General features: G+C 60.2%; 21 protein-coding genes. 18 read left to right on the top strand and 3 right to left on the bottom strand.

Annotated elements, in window-relative coordinates:
• Positions 1-79 precede the first annotated feature (79 nt).
• Complete coding sequence (gene def / locus ACFOZ5_RS00955) at positions 80-586, bottom strand: peptide deformylase (protein WP_379885414.1); 507 nt, start codon at positions 584-586, stop codon at positions 80-82.
• A 301-nt stretch (positions 587-887) separates the two neighbouring features.
• Here def and ACFOZ5_RS00950 point away from each other — a divergent pair, with 301 nt between their 5' ends.
• The 8 genes from ACFOZ5_RS00950 to ACFOZ5_RS00915 all read left to right on the top strand — a co-directional run bounded on the left by ACFOZ5_RS00950 (position 888) and on the right by ACFOZ5_RS00915 (position 7,890).
• Complete coding sequence (locus tag ACFOZ5_RS00950) at positions 888-1,904, top strand: LysM peptidoglycan-binding domain-containing protein (protein ID WP_379884825.1); 1,017 nt, start codon at positions 888-890, stop codon at positions 1,902-1,904.
• A 76-nt stretch (positions 1,905-1,980) separates the two neighbouring features.
• Complete coding sequence (gene dprA, locus ACFOZ5_RS00945) at positions 1,981-3,195, top strand: DNA-processing protein DprA (RefSeq protein WP_379884824.1); 1,215 nt, start codon at positions 1,981-1,983, stop codon at positions 3,193-3,195.
• A 51-nt stretch (positions 3,196-3,246) separates the two neighbouring features.
• Positions 3,247-3,822: an L-threonylcarbamoyladenylate synthase gene (locus tag ACFOZ5_RS00940; RefSeq protein WP_379884823.1), complete on the top strand. Its 576-nt coding sequence runs from the start codon at positions 3,247-3,249 to the stop codon at positions 3,820-3,822.
• Between the two features lie 8 nt (positions 3,823-3,830).
• Positions 3,831-4,766 carry an oxygen-dependent coproporphyrinogen oxidase gene (gene hemF / locus ACFOZ5_RS00935; RefSeq protein WP_379884822.1) on the top strand — a complete coding sequence of 312 codons (936 nt, stop codon included), beginning with the start codon at positions 3,831-3,833 and terminating at the stop codon, positions 4,764-4,766.
• A complete protein-coding gene (gene aroE, locus ACFOZ5_RS00930) occupies positions 4,756-5,583 on the top strand; it encodes a shikimate dehydrogenase (protein WP_379884821.1) in 828 nt (275 codons plus the stop codon). Before hemF ends, aroE begins: the two co-directional genes overlap by 11 nt.
• 272 nt (positions 5,584-5,855) lie before the next feature.
• Positions 5,856-6,629, top strand: a complete 774-nt coding sequence (locus ACFOZ5_RS00925; RefSeq protein ID WP_379884820.1) for a MotA/TolQ/ExbB proton channel family protein — start codon at positions 5,856-5,858, stop codon at positions 6,627-6,629.
• A 3-nt stretch (positions 6,630-6,632) separates the two neighbouring features.
• Positions 6,633-7,472 carry a flagellar motor protein MotB gene (locus tag ACFOZ5_RS00920; protein WP_379884818.1) on the top strand — a complete coding sequence of 280 codons (840 nt, stop codon included), beginning with the start codon at positions 6,633-6,635 and terminating at the stop codon, positions 7,470-7,472.
• Positions 7,473-7,575: 103 nt separating this feature from the next.
• Complete coding sequence (locus tag ACFOZ5_RS00915) at positions 7,576-7,890, top strand: PA4642 family protein (protein ID WP_379884817.1); 315 nt, start codon at positions 7,576-7,578, stop codon at positions 7,888-7,890.
• Between the two features lie 42 nt (positions 7,891-7,932).
• Here ACFOZ5_RS00915 and ACFOZ5_RS00910 read toward each other — a convergent pair whose 3' ends face one another.
• Both ACFOZ5_RS00910 and ACFOZ5_RS00905 read right to left on the bottom strand, forming a co-directional pair.
• Positions 7,933-8,388, bottom strand: a complete 456-nt coding sequence (locus ACFOZ5_RS00910; protein ID WP_379884816.1) for an Hsp20/alpha crystallin family protein — start codon at positions 8,386-8,388, stop codon at positions 7,933-7,935.
• A 473-nt stretch (positions 8,389-8,861) separates the two neighbouring features.
• Entirely contained in the window at positions 8,862-9,398 is a 537-nt protein-coding gene (locus ACFOZ5_RS00905; RefSeq protein WP_379884815.1) for a gamma carbonic anhydrase family protein, read from the bottom strand.
• A 98-nt stretch (positions 9,399-9,496) separates the two neighbouring features.
• Between ACFOZ5_RS00905 and prlC the strand changes: the two genes are divergently transcribed.
• The 10 genes from prlC to ACFOZ5_RS00855 all read left to right on the top strand — a co-directional run bounded on the left by prlC (position 9,497) and on the right by ACFOZ5_RS00855 (position 18,143).
• On the top strand, positions 9,497-11,548 hold the full coding sequence (gene prlC, locus ACFOZ5_RS00900) for an oligopeptidase A (RefSeq protein WP_379884814.1): 2,052 nt from the start codon (positions 9,497-9,499) through the stop codon (positions 11,546-11,548).
• A gap of 11 nt (positions 11,549-11,559) precedes the next feature.
• Positions 11,560-11,817 carry a YheV family putative zinc ribbon protein gene (locus ACFOZ5_RS00895; RefSeq protein WP_379884813.1) on the top strand — a complete coding sequence of 86 codons (258 nt, stop codon included), beginning with the start codon at positions 11,560-11,562 and terminating at the stop codon, positions 11,815-11,817.
• Positions 11,818-12,023: 206 nt separating this feature from the next.
• Positions 12,024-13,139 carry an ion channel gene (locus tag ACFOZ5_RS00890; protein WP_379884812.1) on the top strand — a complete coding sequence of 372 codons (1,116 nt, stop codon included), beginning with the start codon at positions 12,024-12,026 and terminating at the stop codon, positions 13,137-13,139.
• A 30-nt stretch (positions 13,140-13,169) separates the two neighbouring features.
• The gene (locus ACFOZ5_RS00885; RefSeq protein WP_379884810.1) at positions 13,170-13,580 is read left to right on the top strand and encodes a YbjN domain-containing protein; all 411 of its coding nucleotides are present in this window, start codon (positions 13,170-13,172) and stop codon (positions 13,578-13,580) included.
• Complete coding sequence (locus ACFOZ5_RS00880; protein WP_379884809.1) at positions 13,577-14,296, top strand: PspA/IM30 family protein; 720 nt, start codon at positions 13,577-13,579, stop codon at positions 14,294-14,296. Before ACFOZ5_RS00885 ends, ACFOZ5_RS00880 begins: the two co-directional genes overlap by 4 nt.
• Before the next feature lie 6 nt (positions 14,297-14,302).
• Positions 14,303-14,926 carry a DUF4178 domain-containing protein gene (locus ACFOZ5_RS00875; RefSeq protein WP_379884808.1) on the top strand — a complete coding sequence of 208 codons (624 nt, stop codon included), beginning with the start codon at positions 14,303-14,305 and terminating at the stop codon, positions 14,924-14,926.
• A gap of 5 nt (positions 14,927-14,931) precedes the next feature.
• Complete coding sequence (locus tag ACFOZ5_RS00870; protein WP_379884807.1) at positions 14,932-15,777, top strand: DUF350 domain-containing protein; 846 nt, start codon at positions 14,932-14,934, stop codon at positions 15,775-15,777.
• A 5-nt stretch (positions 15,778-15,782) separates the two neighbouring features.
• Positions 15,783-16,364 carry a hypothetical protein gene (locus tag ACFOZ5_RS00865; protein ID WP_379884806.1) on the top strand — a complete coding sequence of 194 codons (582 nt, stop codon included), beginning with the start codon at positions 15,783-15,785 and terminating at the stop codon, positions 16,362-16,364.
• Between the two features lie 20 nt (positions 16,365-16,384).
• On the top strand, positions 16,385-16,609 hold the full coding sequence (locus ACFOZ5_RS00860; protein ID WP_379884805.1) for a hypothetical protein: 225 nt from the start codon (positions 16,385-16,387) through the stop codon (positions 16,607-16,609).
• Positions 16,599-18,143 (top strand): polyamine aminopropyltransferase, encoded by a 1,545-nt coding sequence (locus tag ACFOZ5_RS00855; protein WP_379884804.1) that lies wholly within the window; start codon positions 16,599-16,601, stop codon positions 18,141-18,143. Before ACFOZ5_RS00860 ends, ACFOZ5_RS00855 begins: the two co-directional genes overlap by 11 nt.
• The last annotated feature ends 132 nt before the right edge of the window (positions 18,144-18,275 follow it).

Raw genomic sequence — 18,275 nt, 5'->3', positions numbered from 1 at the left:
GCTGCGTTGACGGTGTTAGCAAACGAAAAAACCGGGCGCTTACACCCGGTTCCTGATAGTCAGTGTCAGCCTGATCGGATCAGGCGCTCTTCTTGTGAAGCTTCTCGAGCTTCTTGCGGATGCGGTTACGCTTGAGTGCGCTCAGGTAATCCACGAACAGTTTGCCGTTCAGGTGGTCCATCTCGTGCTGGATGCACACCGCCAGCAGGCCGGTGGCTTCCAGTTCATAGGGCTGGCCGTTATAGTCGATGGCCCTGATGCGAACGTGTTCGATACGATCCACATCCTCGTAGAACCCCGGCACGGACAGGCAGCCTTCCTGCATGGGCTGGTAGTCGCCGTCGAGCACTTCCACCTCAGGGTTGATGAAGACCCTTGGCTCGCTTCTGTCCTCGGACAGGTCCATCACGATGATCTGCTCGTGAACGTTTACCTGGGTCGCTGCCAGGCCGATACCCGGGGCGTCGTACATGGTCTCGAACATGTCGTCGATCAGCTTGCGGTGCTCGTCGGTGACTTCTGTCACCGGCTTGGCGATGGTCCGCAGCCGTGGGTCCGGATATTCAAGAATGTTCAGAATCATAATTGCCTGTGCTTGCCTGAGTTGCCATGATCTCGCCAGAAGGTCTGGCTGGTGTCACAAAATGCGATCGCGTACCGCGACTTTTGCTGTCTACTGGCTATCATAATCGGAACGATAGGTCCGTATTCCAAGGGGACAGCGTTGATTCCCTGTATTATCCCCGGAAGCATCATTGAATACAAACTGATCAGGCGATAGTCAGAATCTACTGCAAGACAAGAATATAAGATCACAATTTCGTTACTTTCCTCTATATTAGAGGGGAGCACGCTTTACCAAGGCACGCGCGATGAAGGATTTTACAATGAGGAAACTGCTGTACGCTCTGGCGGCCGTGATGCTGCTGTCCACATCCTGGGCACAGGCGCAGGGCCCGGAGTTCCGGACGGATCACCCCGACCGGTACGTCGTGAAGAAGGGTGATACCCTCTGGGATATCTCATCACGGTTCCTGAACAATCCCTGGTACTGGCCGGAGATCTGGCACGTGAACCCCCAGGTCAATAACCCCCACCTGATCTATCCCGGGGATGAACTGGCGCTGGTCTATATTGATGGCAAGCCCTACCTGACCAAGTCGAGCAGCGGTGTGGTCAAGCTCTCGCCCCAGGTACGGTCCGAACAGATCGACACCCCGATTCCGGCCATTCCCCTGGACGCTATCGACAGTTTCCTCACCAAGACCCGTATCGTTACGGAAGAGGAACTGAACGGCGCCCCGTATATACTGGAGGGTGAGGAAGGTCGCATCGTTACCGGTGCCGGCGACCGTGTCTATGCCCGTGGCGAGGCTCCGGCCCGCAGCGTTGGTATTTTCCGCCGCAGCCGTGCCCACACCGACCCGGACACCGGCGAGTTCCTGGGCCTGGAGGCCCGCTCTATCGGCGACGGCAACGTGGTCGACGAGGAAGGCGACATCCTGACCGTGAAGCTGACCCGCACCCGCGAGGAAGTTCGCATCGAGGACCGTCTGCTGGCCCGCGAGGACCGTCGTATCAACACCGCTTTCACGCCCAGCGCCCCCGATGAGGACATTGAGGGCAAGATGATTGCCGTGGAAAGCGGTGTTACCCAGATCGGCCAATATAACGTGGTGGTGCTGAACCGCGGCGACCGGGATGGCCTGGAAGTAGGCAACGTGCTGGCTGTACTGCAGGCCGGGCGTATGGCCAAGGACCCGGTGACCAAGGAGATGGTGCAGCTTCCCGACGAGCGCGCCGGTCTGCTGATGGTCTTCCAGACCTACGAAAAACTCAGCTATGGCCTGATTCTGAAGGCCACTCGCACCCTGTCCGTGGGTGACAAGGTGGTGAATCCGTAAGGGGCACCTGCCCCCTTACCCGATCAGGAATCCATGGGCTGCCAGGATGGCAGCCCGATTGACAGGGAGGTTGTCCTTGCCTTTATCGGTCAGTGCACCAGACACTGCGTTTCTTTCCTCACCCTCGGCGCCATGGCTATTGCTGGGCCTGCTGCCTCGTTTCAGCGGCAAGCGCTGGCTGGCGGTATGTGATGCCTTTGCCGACCCCCTGGAATTCCTGGACGCTTCCACCGCCACCCAGAAGGCCTTTGGTGCCGGCGCCGAAGCCCGTGCGGTGATGGCCGCATGGCAGCGAAAGGATCTCGATTTCCCCCCGCTGGCCGCTATTGCGACCGTGTTCGACACCTGCCGCCAGCAGGCCATCGAATTGCTGGGTTGGGGCAGCGAGCGCTATCCCGAGCCCCTGCGTCATATCCAGGATGCGCCGGCGGTGCTGTACGTGCGCGGGCGAACGGAACTGCTGAGCCAGCCGCAACTGGCGATTGTGGGGTCCCGCAATGCCACCCGTGCCGGCCTGGACCATGCCTGGCAGTTTGCCGGTGCGCTGACTGAGAAAGGCTATGCCGTTACCAGCGGTCTGGCTCAGGGCGTGGATGGTGCCGCCCATGCCGGTGCCCTGGCGGCGGGCGGTGATACCGTGGCCGTGGTGGGCACCGGGGCCGATGTGATCTATCCCCGCAGCCATAAGGCCCTGACGGGCCAGATTGTCGAGCAGGGCGTGCTGGTGTCGGAATACCCGCCGGGCACCGGTCCCAAAGCCGGCCATTTCCCCCGCCGGAACCGGATCATCAGCGGCCTGAGCCGTGGCATCCTGGTGGTGGAGGCGGGGTTGCGTTCCGGTTCCCTGATCACCGCGCGGCTGGCCCTGGAGCAGGGGCGGGAGGTATTCGCCATTCCCGGCTCCATACACAACCCGCTGGCTCGGGGGTGCCATTCCCTCATTCGCCAGGGCGCCAAGCTGGTGGAGACGGTGGACGACATCGAGGAGGAGCTGGCCGCCTGGTGGAACCGGCCGGTCGAAGCCTCCCCGGCATCCGACCCGGTGCCCGGAACCCGGCCCCGCCCCCAGCCCGAACTGTTCGCCACGGCACCGGAGCCGGCCCCGACGCCGGAGCACCTGGATCAGCGGGAAATCGCGGTGCTGAACGCTTTAGGGTATGATCCCAGCTCTACCGATCAACTATGTGCTGCCACGGGGCTGCCGGCGGATCAGCTGATGCAGTCGCTGCTATTGCTGGAAATGGAAGGGCTGGTGGAATCCGCGCCAGGGGGCTACCTCCGCGTTTTCTAGTTCGCGCCGATCCATGACTGCCGTGGCCTTCAGCCGAGCCAGTGAAACCTCATGACAATCGCCACAAACCTTGCTACCAACTGGTCTCGCCAGCGCCTCCGCCAGGTCCTTGAAGGAGATGGCGTCATCGCCTACCCGACGGAAGCGGTCTGGGGTCTGGGTTGCAATCCCTGGAGCGAATTCGCCGTCGACACCATCCTCGCCCTCAAGCAGCGCCCAGTGCATAAGGGGCTGATTCTGGTGGCCGCCTCTGTCGAGCAGATCCGTTTCTTGCTGGACCCATTGCCGGACGAGGTTCGCCAGCGGGCCGAGAGCCACTGGCCGGGCCCGGTCACCTGCGTGGTGCCGGACGTGCATTCGCAGATCCCGGACTGGGTGCGGGGCGACCATGACACCATTGCGGTAAGGGTCAGTGCCCACCCTCTGGTGCAGCAGCTTTGCCGGATTGCGGGCATGCCGCTGGTGTCCACCTCCTGCAATCCGGCTGGCCGTGAGCCGGCCAGAGCTCCCTGGCGGGTGCGGCGGTACTTCCCCGATGGCATTGACCTGATGGTGTCGGGTAGCCTGGGCAGCTCCCGCCAACCCAGTACCATTATCGATATCACCACCGGCCAGAAGCTGAGATAGGAGGCCAGATGACCGATCCCGCAATGCCGGATTCCGAAGCCGTCCGCCAATACCTGCTGAACCTGCAGGACACGATTTGTGAGCGCCTGGAGGCCCTGGACGGCAAGGAACGATTCGTTACCGACGCCTGGGACAGACCGGAAGGCGGTGGCGGCATCAGCCGGGTCATCACCGAAGGTGCCGTGTTCGAGAAGGGTGGCGTCAACTTTTCCCGCGTGATGGGGGAGCAGATGCCCCCGTCCGCCACGGCCCACCGTCCGCATCTGGCGGGGGCGCCCTGGCAGGCGATGGGCGTGTCGCTGGTGATGCACCCGAAGAACCCCTATGTGCCCACCTCCCACGCCAATGTGCGCTTCTTTGTCGCTACCCCAAAGGACAGCGAACCGGTGTGGTGGTTTGGTGGCGGTTATGACCTGACGCCCTACTACGGTTTCGACGACGATTGCCGCCACTGGCACGACACGGCCCGCAATGCCTGCCTGCCCTTCGGGGCCGATATCTACCCCCGTTACAAGCAGTGGTGCGACGAATACTTTTATCTCAAGCACCGACAGGAGCCCCGGGGCATTGGCGGCCTGTTCTTTGATGACCACAATACCGGTAACTTCGCCGATGACTTCGGCCTGATGCAGTCCGTGGGCTCGAGTTTCATCGCGGCCTACGAGCCCATTGTCCAGCGTCGTATGGACCACCCCTGGGGTGAGCGTGAGCGCGAATTCCAGCTCTACCGCCGGGGCCGGTACGTGGAGTTCAATCTGGTTTATGACCGTGGCACCCTGTTCGGGCTGCAATCCGGCGGCCGCACCGAGTCCATCCTCATGTCGCTGCCGCCGCTGGTGCGCTGGGACTACAACCGCACGCCGGAGCAGGGTTCCGAGGAGGCCCGGTTGACGGAGCATTTCCTGACCGGACGCAACTGGCTGGAGGAAGACGATGCACAATGATCTGTACGCGGTGGTGGGCAACCCCATCAGCCACAGCAAATCCCCCCGTATCCACAGCCTGTTCGCCGCCCAGACCGGAGAGCCGGTGGAATACACCGCTATCCAGGCGCCACTGGAGGAGTTCGACGAGACGGTGCGGGATTTCTTCGCCAAGGGCGGCAAGGGCCTGAACGTCACGGTGCCGTTCAAGGAACAGGCCTGGAACATGGCTGACCGTCGCAGCGAGCGGGCTGCGAAGGCCGGGGCCGGCAACACCCTTTACCAGGATGCCGATGGCCGGCTGGTGGCGGACAATACCGATGGTGTGGGTCTGGTGACCGACCTGACCAGGAGTGCCGGCGTCAGCCTGGCGGGTAAACGACTGTTGATTCTGGGCGCTGGCGGCGCAGTGCGCGGGGTGTTGGGTCCGATACTGGCGCAGCGGCCCGGGGAGCTGGTGATTGCCAATCGCACCGTTTCAAAAGCGGAGGCGCTGGTGGCACTGTTTGCAGACGAGGCCGGTGACACCCTGCTGTCTGCGATCGGGTTCACCGACGTAACGGGAGGATTCGATATCACTATCAATGGCACCAGCGCCAGCCTGCAGGGCGACCTGCCCCCGGTGACCACGGATGCCGTCACACCGGCTACGGTGGTTTACGACATGATGTACACACCGGGCGTTACCACCTTCAACCGGTGGGCGCTGGATAATGGCGCGGGTAAGGTACTCGACGGGCTTGGCATGCTGGTGGAGCAGGCGGCTGAATCCTTTTACATCTGGCGGGGCGTGCGTCCTGAAACCGGGCCGGTGATGGATGAGTTGCGCAATAACTGAGACAGGTCACCATTTGCGCGCCTGACCTTGGCCCGAAACCCGCGAACTGGGCTATGCTGTGGGCAGCATAAGTAGTCGTCAACATAGGGCCTGGTGTCCCGTCCGGGTAATTCGTCAACCTGCTGCGTGACGCCCTGCGGGAGCCACTGAGGACCTTGATAGCTGCGTTGCGCTGACTTGATTTGGAATCACCAAACCTTCGCCACCGCGCCTTGCTCTCAAGGCCCTCAGTGGCTCAGTAGGTTAACGAATTACCCGGACGGGACACTGGCATGGATATTTTGACCCTGGTCGGGCTGGTGGCAGGGGTGGCGATTGTCATAATCGCCATGCTGGCCAACGCCTCCGCACTGACCTTTTTGAACCTCCCCGGTCTGGCCATTGTGCTGGGCGGTACCTTTGCCGTTACCCTGATCCGGTTCCGTCTGGCCACGGTCAGCAGTGCCTTCAGGCTGGCCCTGAAGACCGCCTTTACCGACCGCCTGGATCGCCCCAGTGACCTGATCCGTGAGGTTGGTGAGCTGGCGCGGGTGGTCCGCAAAGACGGCATTCTGGGGCTTGAAAGCCACGAAACGGAAAACGAATTCCTGCAAAAGGCGATCAACCTGTGTGTGGACGGGCACCCGCCGGAAATGGTCGAGGAAACCCTGGCCCAGGATATCCAGCAGGTCAGCGAGCGTTACGAAGTGGCCGAGCGGGTGTTCCGGGGTATCGGCGAGTCAGCGCCGGCCATCGGCATGCTGGGGACCCTGGTGGGCCTGGTGCAGATGCTCAACACGCTGGATGACCCCTCGTCCATCGGTCCGGCCATGGCGATTGCGTTGCTGACCACGCTCTACGGCGCGTTCATTGCGCAACTGATCGCCCTTCCCCTGGCCGACAAGCTCCAGCTCAAGGCCGAAGACGAACGCCGTAACCAGCTGCTGATCGTCACCAGTATCCAGAATATTCTCCGCGGCCAGAACCCCCGGGTGATCACCGAGATCCTGTCGTCGTTTGTCAGCCCGGATCAGCGTCAGGCGCCGGAAGCCGGCCAGGAGGCCTGACCGGTGGCGTCTCCGGTGCTTACGCGTCGTACCTCCGTGCGCAAAAAGGGAGGTGCGCCTGCGTGGATAGTGACCTTTGCCGACCTCGCCACCCTGCTGCTGACCTTCTTTATTCTGCTGTTATCGTTTGCCGAGATGGATGTGGAAAAGTACCGTGCCATGGCCCAGTCCATGGCGGTAGCCTTCGGCAGTGCCAATGTGGTGGCCCCGGATGTGGGTGGGTCACCGCTGACGATGATCGAGTCGGATACCGTGTCGCTGCCGGAGCCACAGGATACCCCCCGGGATGAGGCGGAATTCATCGATGACCGGGGGGCCGCGCCGGATATCACCCAGGTGCCGGAGGGCATTGTGGAGCTCTCGACGAGGCTCATCGGTGAACTGCAGGAGCAGGTGGCCGATGAGTCACTGAGTATCAACTATGACCAGCAGCAGGTGGTCATCCGTTTCTCGGAACAGGCAACCTTCAATTCGGGCGAAGCGGAAATCAAGCCGCAGATGCTGCCTATAATCGATCAGGTGGTGGATGTACTGGCCCAGTGCAGCGGTGACATCATCGTAGCCGGTTATACGGACGATGTGCCTATCACCAGCAGCCGGTTCCGTTCCAACTGGGACCTGTCCGCGGCCCGGGCGGTGTCGGTGGTGCACGAGCTGGTGCTGAACCGACAGATCCCGGCGGAGCGGGTGATTGCTGCGGGGCGCGCGGAAACCCAGCCGCTGGCTCCCAACACCACACCGGAAAACCGCGCCCTCAATCGACGGGTGGAGATTGCCATCCGCGAACCCGAATGTCAGGATTCGGTGCCGACGCGGGAGCTGCCGGTGGAAGTGCTGCCCTGATACGGCACTATAACCTAATACAGAATTCATCTAGGTCAGGAGCTTGATGGGTCGTTATACTATTCGGCCTTACTTTCCTGGAATTTTTATAACGAGAGAGATCATGAGCGGACCTGAAAAACCAAAAGTCATCGGAGAGGAATGGAGTGACGAACGGGTGAAGAGCTTCCTGTTCCTGAGCCCCTATGACGCCCGACTCAACCCGGATCACTACGTACTGATCTCGGCGTATGAGGCCATGCGAGCCGAGGATTTCGAGCGTTTCATCGGGTTTTTTGTGGAAGCCGGCCGTGATCTGAACGCGAAGGACAGCCAGGGCGAAACTATCCTCGACCATATTGCCCGCCACAAACGCATGACCGCCTATGCCGATGCCCTCAGGGCGGCAGGCGCAAAAAAAGCGGCGGAACTGGAGTAATCTCCAGCCCGGCCGCTGAGCACCCTGATGGAGGTCGGAGGGTCAGTCGACCGCGACCTCAATGGCTTTGGGTTCTGCCGGCTCCGCCTTGGTGAGTGTCAGTGACAGAACCCCTTCCTTGAAGCGGGCCCTGATGCTGTCCTCATCCACGTTGTCCGGCAGGGTAAACCGGCGCAGGAAGCTGCCGTAGACCCGCTCGACGCGGTGGTGTTTGTCGTCACCGGTTTCCTCTTCCTTCTTGCGCTCACCCTGTATGGTGAGCACGCCGTCGTGGACGGTCACCTTCACGTCTTCCTTCTTCATGCCCGGCAGTTCGGCCTCAATAACGAAGGCTTCCTTCGTTTCCTTGATGTCGACCGCCGGGGCCCAGTCGGTACGACGGAACAGATCCTTGCCTTCACGCTCACCGTTGGTGGCCGGCAGCCCGAAGTAGCGGTTGTAACGGTTGATCAGGTCTTCAAATTCGTTGACCGGATTCCAGCGGGTAAGATTGCTCATAATGAAACTCCTCCTGTGAACCTGAATGCCAATGTTTCGATTCAGCTTCAGTCGCGGAACAGCTCCATCACGGTGGCGCCAACCGGATGGTTATCCGTGAACCTCTGCTGGTTCTGAGTTTGGGTGCGGACGGTAGTATTTCAAGAGACGAGTTGGTTGATTTTTGATCTGCATCAGGTTTGTTTGTTTTGGGGGCTGGGCATGGGTGCTATTGGTGTTTTCTCCGCCGCAATTCAGGGGCCGTCCCTGGCAACCCGCCTTGCTCCGCGCTCAGTCCGGCCAACCATCGCAGATGGTCGGCGTTCGCCTACGCACAAAGCTTCGCTTTGTAAACGCTAGGGCTCACCCATGGCGCTGCTCCGAAAACACCAATAGCACCCATGCCCGTCAGACAGCCTGGAAGACGCTCTGCAAAACCACCTGATTTGGCGGTGAACATCCCCTCTCCCTTGAGGGGAGAGAGGCTTACAGCGTCATTGCTCCGCCAGGTAGTCGTCCTTCAGCTTCACGTAGTTCGCGGCAGTATATTTGAAGAAGGTTTTCTCATCGTCGGTCAGTGCCCGGGCTTTCTTGCAGGGGGAGCCGACGTAGAGGTGGCCGGATTCCAGCGTCTTGCCGGGCGTCACCAGGCAGCCGGCGGCGATGATGACGTCGTCTTCCACCACCGCGCCGTCCATGATGATGGCACCCATACCGACCAGCACGCGGCTGCCAATCGTGGCGCCGTGGATCAGGGCCTTGTGGCCGACAGTGACGTCGTCGCCCAGGGTGGTGGGCCAGCCGCCGGGGTTGAAGTCAGAGGCATGGGTGATGTGAATCACCGTGCCGTCCTGGATGCTGCAACGGTTACCAATCCGAATCCGGTGCATATCACCCCGCACCACGGTCATGGGCCAGACCGAGCAGTCGTCTCCCATTTCCACGTCACCAATCACCACCGCTGAGTCATCCACCCAGGATCTTTCACCGAATTTTGGTGTGTAACCCTTGTGAGAACGTATGTTCGCCATTACATACACCTATTAGCCAGGACATTTGTATACCGATATCTTCACAGATAATACGGTGAATATCATTGATTCAAAATTGCCAGCTGAGGCGAAGCCAAATGAACAATCCACTGCTATCAGACGACCTGCTCCCTAAATTCGATCACGTTCGTATCGAACACATGGAGCCCGCCATTGACCAGATCCTCAGCGACAACCGCGTACAGATCCAGGAGCTGGCCAGCCAGAGAGACCCGTCGTGGCACACCCTGGTTCAGCCCATGCAGGCACTGGATGACCGACTCAACAACGCCTGGTCGGTTATTTCCCACCTCAACGGGGTAATGAACAACGAAGAGATCCGCGCCGTCCATAAGCGCTGCCTGGAAAAGCTGACTGAGTACAGCACCGAAATCAGCCAGAACGAACAGCTTTGCGCCGCCTTCAAGAAAGTCGCCGATCGGGCGGATTTCAGGGACCTCAGTGAAGCCCAGCAGAAGATGGTCAACAACACCCTGCGGGATTTCCACCTGGGTGGCGTCGACCTGCCCGCAGACAAGAAGAAAACCTTTGCCAACCTGTCCCGGGAGCTGGCGGACCTGTCCAGCCGTTTCAGCGACAACGTGCTGGATGCCACCCAGCACTGGTACAAGCACATCACCGATGAACAGGAACTGTCCGGCGTGCCGGAGTCCGCTCTTGACGGCGCCCGTCAGGCCGCAAAGCAGAAAGAGCTGGACGGCTTTGTGATTACCCTGGATTTCCCCAGCTTTTTCCCGGTGATGACCTACTGCGACAACCGGGAACTGCGCCGGGAAGTCTACGAAGCCTTTGTTACCCGGGCCTCCGACATGGGGCCGGACGCCGGCAAATGGGACAACACCCCGATCATGGCGGAAATCCTCAAACGCCGCCACGCCCAGTCCAAACTGCTGGGCTTCAACAACTTTGCCGAACGCTCCCTGGCCACCAAGATGGCTTCCAGCGTGGACGAGGTACTGGACTTCCTGCACAAGCTGGCAGCCAAGGCCAAGCCCGTTGCGGAGCAGGAAGTGTCGGAGCTGAAAGCCTTCGCGAAGGAGGAACACGGGGTTGAGGATCTGCAGGCCTGGGATATTGGCTACTACAGCGAAAAGCTGCGCCAGAAGCTTTACGATATCTCCCCGGAGACCCTGCGCCCCTGGTTCCCGGCCCAGCGGGTGATTTCCGGTATGTTCCAGGTGACCGAGAAGCTGTTCGGCGTCCAGATCGAGGAACAACCGGAGGTGGAAACCTGGCACAAGGATGCCACCGCCTACCGCATCTCCCGTGATGGTGAAGAGATTGCCTGGTTCTACCTGGACCCCTTCGCTCGCCAGGGCAAGCGCGGCGGCGCCTGGATGGCCGACTGCCGGGTGCGCTGGAAGAACCTGCGTGGCAAGTTGCAGCTGCCGGTGGCGTTCCTGACCTGCAATTTCACCCCGCCGGTGGAAGGCAAGCCGTCACTACTGACCCACGACGAGGTGACCACCCTGTTCCACGAGTTCGGCCATGGCCTGCACCACATGTTGACCCAGGTGGACGTGGCGGATGTCTCCGGCATCAATGGCGTGGCCTGGGATGCGGTAGAGCTGCCCAGCCAGTTCCTGGAGAACTGGTGCTGGAACCCGGAATCCCTGGCACTGATTGCCAGCCACCATGAAACCGGTGAGCCGCTGCCCCAGGACCTGCTGGACAAGATGCTGGCAGCGAAGAACTTCCAGGCCGGTATGCAGATGATGCGGCAGCTGGAGTTCTCGCTGTTCGACTTCCGGTTGCACGCGGAATTCACGGAACAGGCCCCCACCAACCCGCTGGACATGCACCGGGACGTCCGCAAGGAGGTGGCGGTGGTGGAGTCGCCGGAATTCAACCGATTCCCGAACGCCTTCTCCCATATCTTTGCCGGTGGTTACGCTGCAGGGTATTACAGCTACAAGTGGGCGGAGGTGCTGGCAGCAGATGCGTTCTCACTGTTCGAGGAAAACGGTATCTTCGATCCGGAGACCGGGCACGCCTTCCGGGAAAATATCCTGGAGATGGGCGGCTCCCGCGAGCCGGCAGAGCTGTTCAAAGCCTTCCGTGGCCGTGAACCGGACGTGGAAGCCCTGCTCCGCCAGTCCGGTATCACGGACCACGACCACGCAGCCTGAGGAGTCTGACAATGGCCCGTACACCGAAACGTTTTATCGCCGGGGCCGTCTGCCCCCGGTGCGCGGCCATGGACCGGCTGACCATGTACACCGACGACGACGGCGTACAGCACCGGGAATGTGTGTCCTGCGGCTTCACCGACAGTCAGGGGGGCGACGGCCCCTCCGGCAATCCGGAACTGGAAACCCGGGTCAACAAGCGCAAGAACGAAGACGACCACACCGTCAAGCAGGTGGTCTTCTTCAAGGCAGGTCATTCGGACGACTGAAAGCGTTCACTGGCAGACGGGCACAGACCACCTTTGGTGTGAATGTGATGACCGTCAGCACGCTGGCCATGCATGGATGGAACTGTGTGGCTTAACCATGTAATATCCGTAAAGTTTTCATGTCAGCCCCGATGCGGGCGGCAAATGTTTCAGTGTTGACCTGACAGGAGTCGACGTGTGGCCCAGGGATGGGTGCGTCAGCCATCATGTTTTACCGCCTTCTTCTCAAGAAACGACGTTCCAGTTCCGAAATTTCCCGCCGGCTTGATGTTGGTATGCGGGCACGGTTGCGGAAAGCTCTTTTCTGGCTGCTTGCCCTTTCCTCCCTGCATGTTGTTGCCATGCTCCTGTTCGAGGGGCTGGGTCTCAGCGATGCTATCTGGTTAACCCTGACCACGCTCACCACGGTCGGTTACGGCGACTTTTCCGCTGCCACGCCGGCTGGTCGGGCCGCCACGGTCCTGTTGCTGTATATCGCCGGTATCACGCTGCTCGCCCAGCTTGCCAGCGACTACATCGATTATCGCCTCAAGCAGAAAGAATACATGATCAAGGGCCTATGGAGATGGCATATGAAAGACCATGTACTAATCATCAACAGCCCCAAACACAGTCCGGCGGTGTATTTCCAAAGACTGGTGTCACAACTCAGGGCCAACGAACGGTTTGCGGACACACCGGTCCAGATCCTGACTGACGCCTTTCCCGATGGACTACCGGCGTCGCTGAGGGATCAGGGGGTTGTTCACTATCATGGCGAGTCCTCCGACCTGGAGGCACTGAAAGCTGCCTCGGCGCAGGACGCGCGGGCCATTATCGTGCTGGCGAGAGACGAATACAGTCGCGTCTCGGACAGCGTGACCCTGGACGTACTGATGCAGCTCGACCAGCTCTGCGGTGGCGCCAAGCCCTATACCGTCGCCGAGTGCGTGCAGGATGAGAACCGCGCTCGTACCGAGCGTGCCGGCAACTGTACCACCCTCCGCCCTGTCAGGGCCTATCCGGAGATCCTGGTCCGGGCCCTGGTGGCACCCGGTAGCGAGAAGATCCTGGAGAACCTGTTCACTCATGATGGCGATCATGCGACGCGATACCAGGTGTCTCTGAAGGATGTGGTCTGGTCTGACGTTGCCTGCGACCTGATGCGTGCGGGGCTCGGCACCCTGATGGCTTACGTCACCGATGACGGCCATGTGGAGTGCCACCCGGCACCCGATCACCGTTTCGACGCCAGCAGCATTATTCTCATGGTCCGTGAAGTGGCCATTCCCACAGAAACGGAAGTGAATGAGGCCCTGAAGCCTGCCCGGTCCACCGCCTGACCGTCACTTTATCAAGGAGCGACTCCCAAAATGTCAACGCCGTTTGAAACCGTAAAAGCTTACATCGAGACACTGGCCGTTCAGGTGGATCACGAGGATCCCGATGAACAACTGCTGGTGGTCAGTGCCGAACAGCAGGGTATTCACCGCCTGGTACTCGATTGTGAAGATGACATTCTCGTGCTGGAGCAGTACCTGCTGGATATCCCGTCGGCCACTGCGGACAACTACCGGGATCTTCTCAAGATTAACCGGGAGCTGATACACGGTGCCCTTTGCCTGGATGAAACCGGTACCCGGTTGATTTTCCGGGACACCCTGGCCCTGGCCAACCTCGATCTGAACGAACTGGAAAGCTCGGTGAACGCCCTGAGCCTGATGCTTGCCGAGCATGCCGATGACCTTATTCAACTCGCCCAGCAAGGAGGGGCTGCCGCATGAACCTGTTCAAGCGACTTTTCACGTTAGGCTCTGCCGAAGCCCATTCGGCCATGGACAAGCTCGAAGACCCCATCAAGATGAGCGAGCAGGCCATCCGTGACCTGAAGTCCGACCTGGACAAGAGTGTGCACAGTCTGGCCGAAATAAAAGCCATCGCCATCCGCAGCCGACGTGAGTTCGAAAATGCATCGTCGGAAGTGGAGGATTACCAGTTCAAGGCCATGCGGCTGGTACAGAAGGCGGCGGCGGGAGAACTGCCCCAGGAGGAAGCCGACCTGCTGGCGACTCGTGCATTGGAGCAACAGAGCCAGTCGCAGCAAGCAGCCGAACGGCATAAGGCAGAGAAGGAAAAGTACGATCGTCTCTCCGCCGATCTTGAATACAAGATCCAGGATCTCAGGGGCCAGATCTCTCAGTGGGAGAACGAGCTTAAAACACTGAAGGCCAGAGCGAAGGTCAGTACCGCCACCAAGAAAATCAACCGGCAGATGGCCCAGGTCGATTCCTCATCCACCATCGCGACCCTGGAAAAGATGCGCACCAAGGTGGAAGAAGAGGAAGCCCTGGCCGAGTCCTATGGCGATATGATCCAGTCGTCCCGGTCGCTGGATGATGACATCGATCAGGCCCTGGGCAAGAGCGGCGGCAGTGATGCCCTGGCGGAACTGAAAGCCCAGATGGCCGCCCAGTCATCAGAGAAGAAGCCGGGGGCCTAGCGCACCATGGTGATGGATCTTTTGTTATTGGCGTTGCTGGTGGTTGCCGGCGTTATCGGCTATCGGTTGTGGTCCCGGCAGTCGTCTTCCTCCGCTGACCACTCCGGCGATTCTGACCCACAGGCCGGAGGGATCGAGAGTGTCCGGTCCGGGGGCGTAATACAGCTCCCGCCCCACGGCCCGGACATGGCCGAGGCTGACGTCCAGATCACGGCTCGCCATGTCTACCAGCAGGACGGTTATCGCTGGTTCGAACTCGAGGGCGAGTCTGGCTCGGGTACCGTCTGGCTGGACGTGGAGCGTGACGATGAACTGGAAACCAGCGTTACCCTGAAACGGCTTCGAATCGATGAGCTGGGTCTGGACGAAGCGGGCGTGGAGCAGCTGAAGCGTGGCGCGACGGTGAGTTTCGACGGCGCCGTGTTCCGCATGACAGAGCAGGGCACGGCGCGGTTCCTGCCGGACGGAGACGAGTCCCGGGCCGAGACACTGGAGTACTGGGATCTGGAAGGGGACGACGACCGTCATGACCTGACCATCGAGCGATGGGGTCAGGATCACCGGGCCTACCTGTCACAGCGAATTCCGCCTTCCCGCATCAAGGTTTACCGAACGACGGATCAAGGATGATTGCCATGGATCTGAATATCGATGTGCTGCTCAGGGGCGCCAGCATGCTGGTGCTGTATATCGGGCTGTTCCTCGCGGCCAAATACCTGAAAAAGTTTCTTACCCCCTATTGTCTGGACCAGGAACTGACCGGCGCTGACAACGCTGCCCAGGCCACCAGTCTGGCTGGCTATTATGTTGGATTCACCGCGATTTTTTGCGGTGCCTATCTTGGCCCGAGTGTCGGGTGGTGGATGGACCTGTTGGTGGTTGGGGGCTACAGCCTGTTGGGGCTGGTGCTGTTGAACCTGTCCCGCATCCTGAACGACCGGGTCATCCTGAATACGTTTTCCGTCGCCAGGGCCATAAAAGAGCACCATAACCGGGCGGCCGGCGTGATCCAGGGCGCCAACTATCTCGGTTCTGCCCTGGTGGTGGCAGGTGCTATCCACGGCGAAGGCGGTGGCATTGTGTCTGCCCTGGCGTTCTATGGCATCGGGCAACTGGCGTTGCTGGTCTTCAGTCGCCTGTATGAATGGATGACCCCCTATTCCATCCACAAGGAAATAGAGGGCGACAATCTGGCCGCCGGCCTCGGGTTTGGTGGCAGCATGGTGGCCATCAGTCTGATTATCATGGGATCGGTCAACGGCGATTTCGTGAGCTGGGCCTACAACCTCACCTGGCTGGGTATTAACCTGCTGGGCGTCTTTGTTTACCTGATCGTGGTTCGGTTTTTCTTCGACAAGGTCGTTATCAGTCGTGATGACCTGAACAAGGAAATTGCCGAAGATCGCAACACCGGGGCCGGCTTGCTCGAGTTCGCCATTGCGATCAGTTTTGCCACAGTTCTGTACTTCATGATCGGGTGATCGCCATGACAAACGAAACCGAATCCAATCCCCTGCCGCTGGTCCGCATTCTCTTTGCGTTTGCGGCACTCTGTCTGGTCACCTCCTGTGGCCTTAGCCTTCCGGGCGGTACCCAGAAACTACTGGAGAAGCTGCCCGCCGAGGGTGGTGTCATCGGCCCCATGGTGGTTGAGGATGGCGGCACCATTCTCGATATTCATGTCTACCAGCCGGTGCCCCTAGGCCACTGGAGCTCCGTGACCGTGGCCCTGCTGGATGCCAACAAACAGTATCTCGTGGGTGTGGGCGAAGGCCTGTGGCATGAAGAAGGCCGCGACTACGAAGGCTACTACTGGCGGGAGTCGGAGACGTCCTACCAGGGCAAACTGACCGTGGCAGAGCCCGGCGAATACTTCTTTGACGTCAGCACCGAAAACAATTTCGAGGCGTCGGACCTGAGACGGGCCACCATCAAGGTGGACATCGACGAAGGCGGTTTCAGCCCCATACCTCACCGTGCGATCGGGCTGGTGGCGCTGATCCTTGCCATTGTCGTCGGGCTTTTCCGGTACCGGAGCACCTTTCGCGAAATGGTTCAGGAACAATAAACGGACAGGGACGTTTCACTATGCAACTAAAGACTGGTTTGGCGCTGGCGCTGCTGGCGGTCATCTACCTGGGACTGTTCAGCTGCAGCAGCAATGGCTATGGCTACGCAGGCTATAACGGTTACGACTCGGGCCCTTCATTCTGGTATTTCGGCGGGCCCCGGTACTACCCGAGCCGTAGTGTCCGCAGCAGCGCTCCCGGAGGCCCCGGCAGCCGCGGTACAGGCATTCACTATGGCAAATAGTGTGGGCGATATCGGGGTCAGCCTGTCGCGCCAGAAACAGGTGCTGATCGGCTCGATCCTGATTGCCGGGCTGTGCTCGATCATCTATGAACTTCTGATCAGCACGACCGCCTCTTATTTTCTCGGCGACAGCGTACGGCAGTTTTCACTCACCATCGGTATCTACATGGCGGCCATGGGGCTGGGTTCCTGGCTGTCCCGGTGGATCAAGGGCGACCTGCTGTCGGCGTTTATCGGCGTCGAGCTGATTCTGGGGGTGATCGGCGGGCTGTGCGTACCCTTCATGTACCTGGCCTACGCCTATACCGACCTGATCCAGCCGGTCATGGTGCTGCTGATACTGCTGGTGGGTACGCTGACCGGGCTGGAGGTGCCGCTACTGACGCGCATCCTGGAGCATGAGGATATCCTGGCCCGGAACCTCTCCAATGTGCTGTCGCTGGACTACCTGGGCGCATTGCTGGCCACTCTGGCCTTCCCCTTCCTGGTACTGCCGTTCATGGGCGTGTTCCAGTCGTCGCTGGCATTCGGGCTGCTGAACATTGCGCTGGGGCTGCTCAACCTGTGGTATTTCTCGCCGCAACTCAACCTGTCGAGAAAACGGATACTGGGCTGGGCGGGGTTCCTGGTAACGGCCTTCCTGGCGTTGATGCTGATTTTTTCCAAGGGGCTGCTCGATTACTGGTCGAGCTCGCTCTACAGCGACCGGGTGGTTCACCGGCAGCAGACGCCTTACCAGACCATTGTCATGACCCAGTACAAGGATGACCTGCGGCTCTTTCTCAATGGCAACCTGCAGTTCTCTTCAGTGGATGAGTACCGCTACCATGAATCCCTGGTCCATATTCCGCTGTCTCAGCACCCGGCGCCCTCAAGGGTGCTTCTGCTGGGGGCGGGGGATGGTCTGGCGGTACGGGAGCTACTGAAGTATCCGGAAATCGAGCAGGTTACCCTGGTGGATCTGGATCCGGCCGTGGTTGAGCTGGCGGCCAATGATGCGCGACTCGTTGAACTGAACCGGGGGAGCCTGAGTGACGACCGGGTGACCGTGGTGTCCGCTGATGCCATGGTCTATCTGGATGAAACCAGAGAGCCGTTCGACGTTATCCTGGCGGATCTCCCGGACCCCAACAATGTCTCCATCGCCCGGCTGTACAGCCGCGAATTCTACCGTCTTGTGCGCCAGCATCTGGCACCGGGCGGTATCTTTACCACCCAGGCCACCAGCCCCTATTTTGCCACTGATGCATTCTGGTCCATCGCGTCGTCACTGGAGGCGGCTGGCTTCGAATCCGTGACCCCTTACCATGTCCCGGTTCCTTCCTTTGGTGACTGGGGGTTCGTGTACGCCAGTACCGCCCCGCTCACCCCCCAACCTATTGAGGTAATGACCCGATATCTGGATCAGGCCGTGGTTGGTGAAGCGTTAACCTTTGAGAAAGACCTCTTTCCCACCAGCGAGGCCAAAGTCAGTTCCCTGGACCGCCCCGTTGTCCATGAGTACTACCTGGAAGGGTGGTCCTACTGGCACTGAGGCCCCAGCGCGCCTGTGTGAACGTTGGGCTGCGTTGCACTCGCTTGAATTGGCCCGCCAGTCCTGCGCTCGTGCGCCTTGCCCAACGTTCACACAGGCGCGCTGACAATCGAAGAACTTGTGTTAAGGCAC

Source organism: Marinobacter lacisalsi, assembly GCF_042651045.1.
In the GTDB taxonomy this organism is placed as follows: domain Bacteria; phylum Pseudomonadota; class Gammaproteobacteria; order Pseudomonadales; family Oleiphilaceae; genus Marinobacter; species Marinobacter lacisalsi.
The sequence above is the reverse complement of the archived record's forward strand: the minus strand, read 5'-3'. Positions and strand labels throughout refer to the sequence as shown.

Excerpts from the sequence above, each read along its gene's own strand:
- ACFOZ5_RS00865 (WP_379884806.1), top strand. The coding sequence starts at position 15,783 with ATGACAAACGAAACCGAATCCAATCCCCTGCCGCTGGTCCGCATTCTC.
- prlC (WP_379884814.1), top strand. The coding sequence starts at position 9,497 with ATGAACAATCCACTGCTATCAGACGACCTGCTCCCTAAATTCGATCAC.
- ACFOZ5_RS00875 (WP_379884808.1), top strand. The coding sequence starts at position 14,303 with ATGGTGATGGATCTTTTGTTATTGGCGTTGCTGGTGGTTGCCGGCGTT.
- ACFOZ5_RS00855 (WP_379884804.1), top strand. The coding sequence starts at position 16,599 with ATGGCAAATAGTGTGGGCGATATCGGGGTCAGCCTGTCGCGCCAGAAA.
- ACFOZ5_RS00950 (WP_379884825.1), top strand. The coding sequence starts at position 888 with ATGAGGAAACTGCTGTACGCTCTGGCGGCCGTGATGCTGCTGTCCACA.
- ACFOZ5_RS00870 (WP_379884807.1), top strand. The coding sequence starts at position 14,932 with ATGGATCTGAATATCGATGTGCTGCTCAGGGGCGCCAGCATGCTGGTG.
- ACFOZ5_RS00925 (WP_379884820.1), top strand. The coding sequence starts at position 5,856 with ATGGATATTTTGACCCTGGTCGGGCTGGTGGCAGGGGTGGCGATTGTC.
- ACFOZ5_RS00885 (WP_379884810.1), top strand. The coding sequence starts at position 13,170 with ATGTCAACGCCGTTTGAAACCGTAAAAGCTTACATCGAGACACTGGCC.
- ACFOZ5_RS00915 (WP_379884817.1), top strand. The coding sequence starts at position 7,576 with ATGAGCGGACCTGAAAAACCAAAAGTCATCGGAGAGGAATGGAGTGAC.
- ACFOZ5_RS00940 (WP_379884823.1), top strand. The coding sequence starts at position 3,247 with ATGACAATCGCCACAAACCTTGCTACCAACTGGTCTCGCCAGCGCCTC.
- ACFOZ5_RS00905 (WP_379884815.1), bottom strand. The coding sequence starts at position 9,398 with ATGGCGAACATACGTTCTCACAAGGGTTACACACCAAAATTCGGTGAA.
- ACFOZ5_RS00890 (WP_379884812.1), top strand. The coding sequence starts at position 12,024 with ATGTTTTACCGCCTTCTTCTCAAGAAACGACGTTCCAGTTCCGAAATT.
- ACFOZ5_RS00910 (WP_379884816.1), bottom strand. The coding sequence starts at position 8,388 with ATGAGCAATCTTACCCGCTGGAATCCGGTCAACGAATTTGAAGACCTG.
- aroE (WP_379884821.1), top strand. The coding sequence starts at position 4,756 with ATGCACAATGATCTGTACGCGGTGGTGGGCAACCCCATCAGCCACAGC.
- hemF (WP_379884822.1), top strand. The coding sequence starts at position 3,831 with ATGACCGATCCCGCAATGCCGGATTCCGAAGCCGTCCGCCAATACCTG.
- ACFOZ5_RS00880 (WP_379884809.1), top strand. The coding sequence starts at position 13,577 with ATGAACCTGTTCAAGCGACTTTTCACGTTAGGCTCTGCCGAAGCCCAT.
- ACFOZ5_RS00860 (WP_379884805.1), top strand. The coding sequence starts at position 16,385 with ATGCAACTAAAGACTGGTTTGGCGCTGGCGCTGCTGGCGGTCATCTAC.
- ACFOZ5_RS00895 (WP_379884813.1), top strand. The coding sequence starts at position 11,560 with ATGGCCCGTACACCGAAACGTTTTATCGCCGGGGCCGTCTGCCCCCGG.